Annotated in this window: 13 protein-coding genes; 3 read left to right on the top strand and 10 right to left on the bottom strand. The window is 38.7% G+C overall.

Annotation, left to right across the window (positions count from 1 at the left end; translation table 11 throughout):
- Positions 1-237 precede the first annotated feature (237 nt).
- Entirely contained in the window at positions 238-699 is a 462-nt protein-coding gene (gene tnpA, locus GJQ68_RS06665) for an IS200/IS605 family transposase (protein WP_162416523.1), read from the top strand.
- A gap of 708 nt (positions 700-1,407) precedes the next feature.
- On the opposite strand, the gene GJQ68_RS06660 is transcribed toward tnpA, so the two are convergent.
- The 10 genes from GJQ68_RS06660 to GJQ68_RS06615 form a co-directional block, all read right to left on the bottom strand.
- Positions 1,408-1,902, bottom strand: coding sequence for a hypothetical protein (locus GJQ68_RS06660; RefSeq protein ID WP_162416522.1), 495 nt, complete (start codon positions 1,900-1,902; stop codon positions 1,408-1,410).
- Positions 1,899-2,285: a hypothetical protein gene (locus GJQ68_RS06655; RefSeq protein WP_162416521.1), complete on the bottom strand. Its 387-nt coding sequence runs from the start codon at positions 2,283-2,285 to the stop codon at positions 1,899-1,901. The genes GJQ68_RS06660 and GJQ68_RS06655 overlap by 4 nt, the downstream gene beginning before the upstream one ends.
- On the bottom strand, positions 2,282-3,049 hold the full coding sequence (locus GJQ68_RS06650; protein WP_162416520.1) for a 6-bladed beta-propeller: 768 nt from the start codon (positions 3,047-3,049) through the stop codon (positions 2,282-2,284). The genes GJQ68_RS06655 and GJQ68_RS06650 overlap by 4 nt, the downstream gene beginning before the upstream one ends.
- A gap of 46 nt (positions 3,050-3,095) precedes the next feature.
- Complete coding sequence (locus GJQ68_RS06645; protein WP_162416519.1) at positions 3,096-4,190, bottom strand: BF3164 family lipoprotein; 1,095 nt, start codon at positions 4,188-4,190, stop codon at positions 3,096-3,098.
- Between the two features lie 393 nt (positions 4,191-4,583).
- Complete coding sequence (locus tag GJQ68_RS06640; RefSeq protein ID WP_162416518.1) at positions 4,584-5,615, bottom strand: BF3164 family lipoprotein; 1,032 nt, start codon at positions 5,613-5,615, stop codon at positions 4,584-4,586.
- Between the two features lie 103 nt (positions 5,616-5,718).
- Entirely contained in the window at positions 5,719-5,952 is a 234-nt protein-coding gene (locus GJQ68_RS06635; protein ID WP_162416517.1) for a hypothetical protein, read from the bottom strand.
- Between the two features lie 839 nt (positions 5,953-6,791).
- Positions 6,792-7,511 carry a hypothetical protein gene (locus GJQ68_RS06630; RefSeq protein WP_162416516.1) on the bottom strand — a complete coding sequence of 240 codons (720 nt, stop codon included), beginning with the start codon at positions 7,509-7,511 and terminating at the stop codon, positions 6,792-6,794.
- Between the two features lie 5 nt (positions 7,512-7,516).
- Positions 7,517-8,575 (bottom strand): BF3164 family lipoprotein, encoded by a 1,059-nt coding sequence (locus tag GJQ68_RS06625; protein WP_162416515.1) that lies wholly within the window; start codon positions 8,573-8,575, stop codon positions 7,517-7,519.
- Positions 8,576-8,664: 89 nt separating this feature from the next.
- Entirely contained in the window at positions 8,665-8,886 is a 222-nt protein-coding gene (locus tag GJQ68_RS06620; RefSeq protein WP_162416514.1) for a hypothetical protein, read from the bottom strand.
- A gap of 402 nt (positions 8,887-9,288) precedes the next feature.
- A complete protein-coding gene (locus GJQ68_RS06615; RefSeq protein ID WP_162416513.1) occupies positions 9,289-10,389 on the bottom strand; it encodes a BF3164 family lipoprotein in 1,101 nt (366 codons plus the stop codon).
- 279 nt (positions 10,390-10,668) lie between these two features.
- Between GJQ68_RS06615 and GJQ68_RS06610 the strand changes: the two genes are divergently transcribed.
- On the top strand, positions 10,669-10,896 hold the full coding sequence (locus tag GJQ68_RS06610) for a hypothetical protein (protein WP_235941145.1): 228 nt from the start codon (positions 10,669-10,671) through the stop codon (positions 10,894-10,896).
- 407 nt (positions 10,897-11,303) lie between these two features.
- Positions 11,304-12,299 (top strand): IS110 family RNA-guided transposase, encoded by a 996-nt coding sequence (locus tag GJQ68_RS06605; RefSeq protein WP_162416512.1) that lies wholly within the window; start codon positions 11,304-11,306, stop codon positions 12,297-12,299.
- Positions 12,300-12,428 lie beyond the last annotated feature (129 nt).

The raw sequence follows: 12,428 nt of genomic DNA, 5'->3' as shown, positions 1-12,428 counted from the left end.
TTTAGAAATATAGCTTTTTTCCCAAACCGTTCTAGATCGTAGTTAGTATCACGAACCATAGGGGCGTAGCCCTGATATCTTAGTAGAAGAGAATTTAAGTCGGGAATCAGAGGGGCATGGCCCTGAAATCTTTTTACTGCGGAAATGTAAAACAACTTGCAAAAGCTTTGGTACTTAATCTTTGTAGAACTAAATTAGTTTTAAGGATCCAAAGTGGCTCAGCCCTGACATCATAAAATGGCAAATACATATACACAACTATACGTCCAATTCGTTTTCTCTGTCCAGGGCAGGGGAAACTTTATCAGGGAGTCTTACCGTGACGAATTGGAGAAGGTCATGTGTGGAATCGTTTCCAACCATAAATGTAAAACGTATGCTATCTATTGTAACCCAGATCATACACACCTTTTTGCGAGTATACACCCTACTATTTCCCCTTCCAAACTAATGGAACAGGTCAAGTCAGGTTCAACAACATGGCTGAACCAAAAAAAGCTTGTTCCTGGTAAATTCGCATGGCAGGACGGATTTGGGGCGTTTTCCTATTCCAGGTCCCACATTGATAGGGTCGTAAAATATGTCTTGAACCAACCCGAACACCATAAGAAGCAATCGTTTAGGGATGAGTATTTGAAGTTGCTTGACAAATTCGGTGTTGAATATGATCCCAAATATCTTTTTGAATGGTACGACTGACTTAGGTCTCAGGGATACGTCCCTGGATTTCGGCTGGATATAGATTTATGCTAACTAGGAAATGACAACCGTTCAATGATAAATGTGGGTTGCTGCCTGAACAATTCTGTGAGGGCTTTGACTCCAAATTGTTGTCTTGACGGAAGGACGGAATAGATTTCAGGGCTAACGCCCCTCATTTTCGTCGACGCAGGTTTCTTCTACTAAGATTACAGGGCTACGCCCCTGGGTTTAGTCACAAAATTAATTGGTGGGACTTTTTACTCAAGTTCCTTAAAACTTGCTCTATTGAGTAGATAGGGCCATTGTAGTTGCTACTAAAACAGTTTTTTGCCCCACTTTATTCAAAGTGAGGTGAAAAATTAGCAAGGATTGCCCGTTCACAGTCCAACAAAGCTAAATTTGTGGCAACTGCATTGCTGTTATGAGGAAAATGAGTTATCTACGAATTGGACCCGTATGGGTATAATTCAAAAGAAGGATTAACTGTTTCCTATACTAAATTCCAGAAAATTGAAATGATTCAATTGGCTTGTCACAAACGGGCCTGGAGCCTGTGTAGCTATGAAATGTTTATTTGAAATATATAAATTTCTGTAAACTATTCGAGTAAAAAATTTCTCTTTCATACCGTTGATTTCTCCGACAATCGGGTTACCAACAAAACGAGTCAGGTTTGCTAATGGATTAACCGTTTGGTTTACCCCATTATTCCCTGGTCAATGCCTCAAGCCTCTCCTGAAAGTTGGGAAAGGAGGGATTTCCCATTTCTACTTTGCGATCATCTTTTAGCAAAAATGAAATAAAGGATACTTCCCCGATACCGTTCACTTTATAAAATTCTTTATTCGGGTCGTGAAGGACTGGGTGCGAAAAATTGTTTTCTTTCAATTGGCGGATCAATTTGGAAGGGTCTTTTTCTGAGATATAGAAAAGGAAGGCGACCTCCTTATTGTTTGATATCGCAGGTTGCCAGTCCAGGGTTGTTATGGAACGGCCGACTTTATTCATATATACTGCAACTTTGTATTTGCTGTCAAACCAGCTGTTATCAAATTTAACGGAATCGCTTGGCTCAATTACGGTTAAATCGGTTGGGAAAACCATTTGTTTTCCATCCTTACCGGATGAATTGCAGCCAATAGCAATGGTCAAAACGAAGCAAAAAAAGATGATGTTTTCTATCAGATAGTTGGCGTTCATTGGGAATTGTTTTTGGTATTGAATTGAAGGTTGGAATAGATCAAAACAGGATTGTCCTGATTTTCAAGTTTCTTTAATGCTGATTTCACGACTTGGTTTCCGTCAAAAAATGCCGCATTCCGGATCAGATTTAGCGGATGGGTTGAAAAAACGATTTTGTCCAAACCCGTTATTCCCCCAGGATGCTTAAAAATATCCCCCCAGCCTTCCTCCAGTTTGTTTTTTATGGGTTTATTTGAGTTTTGATACATTATCAGGTGATAGGATTGGCTACTACGCTCTTTTTGGAATTGGATACCGGTCAGGGAAATACCATTATTTTCAAAATGATGGCGGATACTAAAGAAACCATCCGCATTTAACTGTTCAAAAGTCACCATCATTTCCTGTCCAATAGGTCCGTAGGGAAATTATAGCTTCCAAAGTCAAGAATAAATTTGCAAGTTAGTTGTTCATCCGTAAGTTCATAGATGCGGTTATTAAAAGACTCAACAAGAAAAACCGTTTCATCCATCCCATAAAGATTCCTTTCAATCATGGGCACCATCTTCCCGGAATAATCATTCTTTAAAAAACCCACTATTGTATTCCCTTCCAAATCTATTTTCGAAACCCGGTATTCAGCAAGCGGATAATTGTAACTTGAGTAAACGTAGTAATAGTCATTATTTTTTTCAAATGAAAAACCAATGACATCGAGCTGAAGCGTTTCAATGATCTTTTTATCCGCTATAGCAACCACCACCACCTCTGAATAGGAGCCCCTTCCCACCAAAAGTTCTACCCCCTTTTCGGAAACCGTAAAGTCATAAATCCGGCTGACTTTTCCCGGGCCGTCTCCTGTGCTGATTATTTCGCCCAAATATTGGCCACTGTGGTCAAATTGATGCACGGCATCTCTGATTTCTTCATCAAAAACAAAAATAAAATCAGGAGTGAGCTTTACCTTTAGATTGTCGGATAAAAAATTATTTCCTGTTGTCTCCAAAGGAACTATTTTATCAATTTTATAAGGCAGGGCAATTATTTCTAAATCTTGAAACAGAATATGCTGGCTTTCCTCACCTTCAATTGTATAAGTGACAGGCTTTTCACAGGCGGCTAAAAAAATAATGATCACAAAAATGCTGTAATGTCGATTTATCATAGTAAGTGCTTTAAAATCAAATCGCTTCAACTAGCCTATTACCTGCCTACTCTGTGAGCAGCGAACCCTCCGGCAAGGCAAAGGCAACAACATTGGGCTCCTCATCTACGGTGAGTCCATAGATGATACTATTGTCTTCATCCACGGTAAATCCGGTTAGCGGGTAGTCTAGCGAATACTGATGTACAATTTTTCCTTGGTAATCAAAAACAAAAATCCGATTCAATTCATCTGGATCACTGATGTTTCGAAAGCTTTTACCCAGGTGAAGCCCGTATATTCGATCTTTCCCGGCAAAACTATCCAAATACTTTACCGTAAGTGTTTTCATGTTCATAGCTGCCATGGGATAGCCCCTACTGTAGTCCACCTCAAATTCGGGAACTTCATCTACAGGGCCTCTGATGGAAAGGATCTTACCGGATTCTTTATCCAATACATCGATAAAATCCCGTCTGGATCCGGCAGCAATAAATTTACGTTTATCGGGAGAGGCTTTTAATCTTCCCTGATGTATACTGCTTATCACATTGTAAGGAACATCTTTGCGATCAATCATACTGTCCCAGGTACCGTAGGCGGCCAATGTATCCCCTTGCAGCGACACCTCAAAATACTTATCGTTACCATCCACCATCGTAACCAATAAGCTGGTATCTGATGCCCAGGTCAAATCAGCTACATAATGGAAAATCTCTCCCAATCTCAACTGGCTTTCTGCCAATTTGGAAGTCCCTTCATTAACGGAGTACTTTGAAAAAAAAGTTTGTTCCAAATCGTAGCACCAGAAGCTTTCTTTTTCAAAGGCGGGTTCCAATTTCCATACCAAGGTTGCTTCTCCCGGACCAAGGCCATTCTTCCCGGTACTGCGGATGTATTTTTCGGATTGTATGTCTAGGATATGCAAAAGATCCCCATTGCTTCTTTCACTTACCACCAGGAAATCTTCCAAACACAAAATATTTCTCGGGTTTGTTATGTTGGGGAAATTGTATTTTTTCCCGACCAAGGCTATCGGATCCGGAAGATCCTTTTCATCAAAAACTACGATTTCTTCGATTTCGTTTTCCTCCGATGCGGGAGAACAGGCAAAGCCTAAAGCTAAAAATCCGGCTAGAAGGGTTAATTTATTGCGCATCATTTCTTGAGAATTGATTTCAAAATCAAGTTGAAAGGGAGTAGGACATCTTTGAAGCCTACTCCATTAAAAGTTAGTTAAATACAGGTATCATCATTTGGAACCCAAATGGAGTCTGCAAATTTCAACCCAATTGGGTGCGGACAGAAGTCATTCCACGAGCAACATACGCCTCCATATTCATTAGAACCCGCAATCGCCTTCTCCAACGCCACTTCGGTTGCAGAAAAAGGCACTTCCGTACCACTAACCCCAAACTGCCAGCCGGTAGTGAGTAAAATTGTTTGGCAATGAAAGCGTGCCAATTAGAAAATACGATATACTATACTTGAAGCGACCCATATGAGACTTCATTTCCATAATGGTACTATTTTCATATTTTTTTCTTATCAACTACTATTTCTCAAGATTGTAGTCAAAAACCACCACGCCGGGTTCTCTATCTGTGGTTATCCCAAAGATTCGTTGGCCCTTTTCGTCTACCGTAAAGGAGCTTATAGGTGTATCCAGCTTTAAAACTGCTTTCACATTTCCTAAAAGATCAAAGACAAACAGATCCGTTTCCCCTCTTCCTTGCTCCCTGATTTCTTTGTCAGTTTTGCCTGAATATAATCCAAAAATATGCTCTTTACCTAAAAATGCGTCCATATAAGCCAAGGGATGGTCGGAAGTGACTACAGCACCCGCATCGACTGCTTGAAATTCGGGTATGGAATTTTCAGGCCCGTTGATTCCAATTATCTGTCCGCTTTTCTTGTCCAGGATTTCCAAATGGTCTCTAAATATGCTGGCCTTGATAAATTTGCCAGCTGAAGGATCACCCATTAGTTTTCCTTGATGAAGATCTGCTATGACATGGTCTTCAAAATTGCCTGGAACCAACCCTTTCCACTTGCCATAGCTTTTAACCCTCGTTCCATCGGTACTAAATTCAACAAACTTGTCCTCACCGCGAACTAAAAAAGTCATGAAAGTGCTATCTGAGCTCCATGTGAGGCCCATAGCGAGGTAAAAATCTTCTTTTTGACGCACTTGGGTAAAGGCTTTGGAATCATTGACATTTTTCAGCCCATATTCCGAAAAAACTTTTCCCTCCAGACTATACACCCAAAAGGTGTTCTCATCAATTCCACTCTCAATTGTCCAGGCATTGGGCATTTCCCCTGGCCCATAACCTACCGCACCGGTTGGGAAAAGGTATTTAAGGTTTTTCCCATCGAAAACGTGTACAAAGTTATTTCCCGGGGCTGATTCAGTAATTAGTAATTTATCATTCTTATAAAGTAGTCTTTTGGGCATTTTCAATTCCTCAACGACAATTTTCTCCCCATATATCTTCTTTTCGAGAGAAGAAATGGAGTTCCATGTGAATATCTTTTCATTTGGTTTGTCTTTACTTGAATTGCAAGCACCAAGTAAAATTACCAAAATACAAAAAAGATTTCCTGCACTAAGAATAAATCTTGACCAGAAAAGAAAATAGTGACTTTTACAGCCAATACTTTCAATTGCACAATAATTTTTTCTCATTTTACGTACAAGTATATACATCATTTACTCTTTTGTAATTATGGCAAGCGTCACCATCCATATCTGTACAAAATGATTCATAAGTAGTACCAAAACAAACCCATTGCCCACTTCCACTCCCTTCAACCGCCTTCTCCAGAGCCACTTCGGTTGCAGAAAACGGTGCTGCCGTACCACTAACCCCAAACTGCCAGCCGGCCACCAGCATTACCGCTACAGCCCCAAGGGCTGCCAATCTTTTTTTATTAATGGTAAATCCATTGCCTCACATCTTTATTCGAGATCAAGGAAAACCGTAAATCTGCAATACAATCCGGTAATTAACTGATTACAAGCCGATAAAACCTGTCAGGTTTGTGAACGTCAGATAAAACATTGATTGAATGTCACTTAAAATGATAAAAAAACCCGAGAGCTGCAACTATTCTTTTAAAAAAATATAAAGAAAATTACAAGTAATCTGTTTTAAAGCGCATACTGGGGATTTAGGTTAAGAAATCAAACTTTTTACTAAACACTTCAAGTTCAGCTAACCTTCAGTCGGTAAGGGAAGATGTAACGGGGGTAGTACTGAACTTCAGGCTAATGCATCAAACCTAAATATTTTTTAATTTAGGTGAGCTCCTTATATTTTCTGGCCTGCATTTATCTGCTGTTTTCTGTAAAGAATTGTAACCACTCAAAGGGACTATTACGGAGTTTCTTACAAGGAAGGTTTATCACGATTATTGCAACGCTATCCTGAAAAATCCCTTAAAATTTATAGTCGGGATTTTGTAGGAAGAATCAATACGATGGTCTTTTCAAAACAGGATGCCGAAAGGCTGGGATTTGTGAACGATTTGAAAGATGCTGAATTTTTCTTTAGCCTGTTTACTTTTCGTTCCAATGAAGAGTACCAGAAATACATGCAAAATGATTATCCTTATAATCAACCAAAAGATTTTGCCGTAATAGTTAAGAACTATCGAACACTACAGGTTTATCGACTTAATGAACAATAGCCAGATTTCAAAATCTATTGAAAGTCAGTGAACGTTCTCCTTGAACTTCAAAACTATAAGATTAAAATATTTATCGAAAGTTTCTTTTTATTAATAGAACAGTGTCCGTAAGTGGAGAACTTTGGGGAATAAATTTTTTGGATATAATAAATTCTTTTGCCCGTTTAGCTGGTAGCACCCCACCCTCTTCGGTCACATATACAGGATCTGAACTATAAAATGATTTTACAATGCCATCCTTCTCTTCTACGATTACACCTCGTACTGCCCTCTTTATTCCCATTTCTGATGTTAAATGATGCAAGGTACTTCGATATAAGTTAAAAGGATCTGTTCTTATTGGACTACCCCCAACTAATACTACTGAGTCGTCTTCATCTATCAATATCGTTTGCCTCGATTTTTCCTCCGAAAAGCGATTAGACTCAAATAGTTTATTTCCCTCGTCATAATAAAAAGGATAATCCATCTTTTTCTGTTCAAACCAATATTTCTTAAATACATCGATTTTCTCTAGCGGTTGTACTAAAAAAACAAACCCGATATGCTCCAGGTCTACACTTCCCATAATAGCTTTCCAAACCTCCATTTCTCTATCAATTGACCAGGATCTACTATCAACTATAGTAACCAATTTTAGCCGCTTAATTAAAGGATCGATATCTGAATCATTATGGATTTTAGCATCATTTCGAGGCAAAATAAAAGTGCTATTTGAATCCAAACCCTGGGAAATTGCAAAATGGGAAAAGGAAAACCAGATAATACATATATAATAAATATATTTCATTTCATTTATTTCAATTTATAGGAAATAAGGGAAGGATTTTCTTCGTAAGATGAACCGTATAAAGTGTTGGTTTTGCCATCAATAGCTATTGATCTCAAATATTTATCAATTTGATACCTTTTTAAAGGATTTCCATTCCAATCCAAAACATAGATTATATTTGTCAATGCAGCACTTACACGGTCATCCCTTGTATTACTAGCGGGCTTTTTTCCACTGTATAATATATATATATGATCTTCAGAAGTTGCAACTGACATAAACTCAAACTTGGCCTCATCATTATCTAACACAGCCATGGTTCCTTCACCATGTTGAACACCAAGCTTTGTCTTTCCCCATGAAAATTTATTTATCGACAAATCTCCACCCTTGATTTCTATAATTCCAAATTCAGGAACCCTACTCATACAATAAACTACCTTTCTTCCGGTTGGATGATTCATGTAGAAAGCTTGATTTGCAAGTGCCATTGATGGACCTCCCTCATATTCTTCTTTTTCAATGAATTTTTCACGCTCAATATTATATGCACAAAACCTTTTATGATACATACTACCTACAATATAACCGTCTACATGAACTGTACTTGAAACAAACCTTGTTTCCTTTTGGTCAATAGTGAATTTTTCTATCGGGTCATACACATTCTTCTTTAAATTTCTAACATCATGTACATAGTAATGGATATTGTCCGTGAGGAAAAGCCTGGATGTATTGTGGTCAAAGGAAAAAGAAAAGGCATCAGTCAAAAGTTCATTGGGTCCCTCACCTTTTTTTCCAAACGGGCTCACCGTATTATTTCTTAAATCAATTAATTTATAAGTATATTCATTGTCTGGAAATTCATTGACTAATATTAGACTATCGAAAAAGGCCATATTGAACATATAACTTAAAGGATTTCCCTGCACTCTAAGTGGAACCTCCTTACCTTGGATTTCTATTAACTCAGTTTCAGAAAAATAATCATTAAAACTATCCCCTTTGGGGTTATCAGAACAGGATAAAAAAAACATCAACCCGGAATAGGATAAATATTTCAACAATCTATTTGTAATCATTCTACAATTTTTATCTATCAAAATACTTAATTATAATTAAATCACCGGAACGCAAACTTGTCGTTCCGGTGATTGTAAAACCAGAAAGGTTAGCAAAGATAGGGCTTGCCCCAAAAATCACGCACAATCGGATAAACTTGCGTATAACATACGTCTGCAATAATATCAACTTCACAACAAATTCCATTACCACTCCCCGCAATCGCCTTCTCCAAGGCCACGTCCTTTTCCGGAAAGGGCGCTTCCGTACCACTAACCCCAAACTGCCAGCCGGCCACCAGCATAACCGCTACAGCCCCAAGGGCTGCCATTTTCTTTTTATTAATGGGAAATCCATTGCCTCACATCTTTATTCGAGATCAAGGAAAACCGTAAATCTGCCATACAATCCGGTAATTAACTGATTACAAGCCGATAAAACCTGACAGGTTTGTGAACATCAGGTAAAACATTGATTTAATGGCACTTAAATTGATAAAAAAAAACGATACCTGCAACTATTCTTTTAAAAAAATATAAAATAAATTACAAATAATCTGTTTTAAATCGTATACTGGGGGATTTACGTTTCAGCATAGGAAATCTTATGCGTTAACCAGTTACCCTGACAGTTGAATTGGCTTTCCTATTGGAAAATTGCTTCAAAATACCCCTCATCCAAACAGCTTACTTGTTTGGCTTAAATTTAAGGGAAAACAAAGCCGCATTTACTACTAATCAGTGTATTCAAATATCACCACATTCGGATCCTTATCGGATGAAATACCAAAAAAGCGCTTGTTTTTCTCGTCCACTGCCAGGGAAAACAGGGCATGGTCCAGCGTATAAGTTTTTACTAAACTGCCGGTATAATCGAACACATAGATTTCTCTGGCCGTTTCACCTTCCTGAAAGTAAGCATCCATGGACTTCCCAAAATATAGAGCATAAATGTATTTTTCTCCTGCCACAACATCCTTATAATAATGTGATCTGCTCATATCCGTGAATTGCGCCATGGGATATCCTGCAGAATAGTCTACCTCAAATTCCGGGATCTTGTGTTCCGGCCCACGGACAGAGATGATCTTTCCGCTTGGAATGTCCAGAATTTCAATATAATCTCTTAACAGCCCTACCTGTACGTACTTTTTATGGTCTGGGCTTATGGAGGTTTTCCCCTGATGAACAGAACTTACCACATTGGGAGGAGGTGTACGATCCTCCAACATTTGGCTCCAGGTGCCATAAGTGGAGAGCCGGTTACCTAGCGTATCATATAGCACAAACTTTTCGTCCCCATCTGCCAATTGGCACATAAGCGTACTATCTGATTTCCACAGCATGTCAACAGCTAAGAACATATTTTGAGGTTGCCTAAAAGCCTTTTGGTACAAGGCATCTGGTGATTCTAAATCAAACAAAGCCATCAATTTTTGGGTATGGTCGTAAACCCAGCATTCATCTACCGATTTTCCTTTCTGTAATTGATAGGCGGCAACAATTTCTCCGGGACCCATACCATCTTTTCCCGTTGTTTTGATTAGCGTTTCGCTGTCAGGATCGATAACGTGGAGGTGGTAGTCAAAAGCTTTACGCTCCCCCACCACCAGGTATTTCCCTGTCCAAAGTATAGCATTGGGATTTAACAAGGCAGTAAGGTTAAGTTTTTTACCTTGAAGAGCATCCAGCGCTGGAACATCTTCAGGACCAAAGGTGCGGATAATATAGTCGGTGTCCTGTGATTCTCCGGGTGGGTTTCCACAAGAAAAAAGAAAACCAAAAACGAGGAGTACTAATAACCTAACACCAAAATTCCAGCCCTCTACTAACATCTAGAATACAATTTCTGTTGCTACCATTCCTATTTTTAATTTGTTAAACCAAGTTTAGTTTATTTAAAACATTGATTAAACGGATTTTAAATTGAGAAAAAAAGCTGACAGTTACAACTAATTAATTAAAAATTAACAATGATCCTTTATTTTAAAGAATCAACGGTGGCTTTTCGTTGATTCCCAGTTATTGGAATAGCATATACTGACACTAAACCTTTAGCTAAAGAAAAAAAGCAATAAACCGGGTGGTGAAAAATGGCAATTGGTTATCAAAACATGAAGCAGCTTACGATCAATATCGCAGACAATAAATTCGAAGTTTTCCTGGAGTTCATCAAAACCCTGGATGATGTGAAGGCGGAAGATGGCGAAGAAAAGGCATTGGAAGAACTGCAAAATAGCCTGATACAAGTAAAACGAAGGAAGGAAAACTCACCAAGCAATCGACCGATGACTTCCTCAACGAGTTATAATGTAATCCCCACCCCTGATTTTAATAAGTGATTGTTTTTGGGAACGAAAAAATCCCTCCCGACTTTGGTCGTGACAAGCTTAAACCATAAGAGAAAGGGGACTTACTTAGGTAACTACCAATAAACCAGTATATTGAATAGTGGAAACCATCGAAAAAATCCCCCTTGCCCTCCGCCGCGGCCTTTAGGTTTGCATTATAGAATTACTAGGTGAAAAATGGATGTAATATCTATCTGATTTAGAGTCAATTCAAATATTTAATATATTAAAAAAGAATGGGGTGAACTTTCGCCGCGGCAAGGTTAGTGACCTATTCTCCGTATCAGTCCCCATTCTTAATTGAGTTGCCAAATAACCAGTTAGAATTTTAGGCTTCAAGGCCTGTTAAAGGTTTTAGTTTCCGCAACTCTCATTTGTTAAACTTTAATAGTCAAGTTATGAATTTCAAATCAATTATCGGAATCGATATAAGTAAATCTACTCTTGATGCCTACCTTAAAATCAATCATTCTCATGCTACCTTTTCAAACAACGAAAAGGGGTATTTGGAGCTTGTGGAATGGGTCATGGAAAACTCCGGCTTGGTATTGGCCAAAGAGCTTCTTTTTGGATTCGAATCCACCGGTATCTATTCTTCACAAATTGCTTCGTTTCTTGAGAGATACGGGTTGCCATTCTACATCATGTCCGGCCTTGAGCTCAAGCGTTCCTTAGGGATAAGAAGAGGAAAATCAGATAAAGCAGATTCGAAAGATATTGCAGAATATCTCTACGAAAAGCAGGAAAAAATCACTCCAACTGTGCTCCCCTCCCAGACTATTCTTAGCTTAAAAAAGCTGCTGTCCTACCGGGAAAGGCTGGTTAAAGAGAGAGCAGCTTTTAAAACACGGCTTAAAGAATATGATTCTGTGATACCTGAAAATGGTATGAAAGTTTATCAAAGCTCCCATGAAACAGTTATAGCCTGCTTGAATGAACAAATCAAAACCATTGAAAATGAAATGGAGCAGCTTCTTAAAAAAGACAGCTTTCTGACTGAGCAATATAACCTGATCAACTCAATCAAGGGAGTGGGTCCACAGACCGCTCTAACACTTATTATTTTGACAGAAGGATTCTCTAGGTTTAGTACTTGGAGAAAATTCGCCAGTTACGCTGGTACAGCTCCCTTCCCCAATCAGTCAGGGACATTCAAAGGAAAAACCAAGACAAGCCAATTAGCCAACAAAAGGATTAAGTCACTGTTGACGATGTGTGCAAGCACCTCCATCCAATACAATACAGAAATGAAGAAATATTATGAAAGAAGAGTCAATGAAGGGAAAAACAAAATGAGTACACTCAACATCATTAGAAATAAAATCATTGCCAGAGCTTTCGCTGTAATCAACCGAAAATCCAGCTATGTAGACACTTTCAAATATGCCGCATAAAATTTCCTTTTGTCCTTGTTTTAACCTTAGAATACGGAGGGATTTCGTTCAGCGGTCGGATTTTTTAGGTAAGTAAATACCTGCCAGCTGCCGTACATAATGAACGGTGCTGACCTTTCCCCATTCAGC

Source organism: Cyclobacterium roseum (genome assembly GCF_010119225.1).
In the GTDB taxonomy this organism is placed as follows: domain Bacteria; phylum Bacteroidota; class Bacteroidia; order Cytophagales; family Cyclobacteriaceae; genus Cyclobacterium; species Cyclobacterium roseum.
This window is presented reverse-complemented; position numbering and strand designations above follow the sequence as displayed.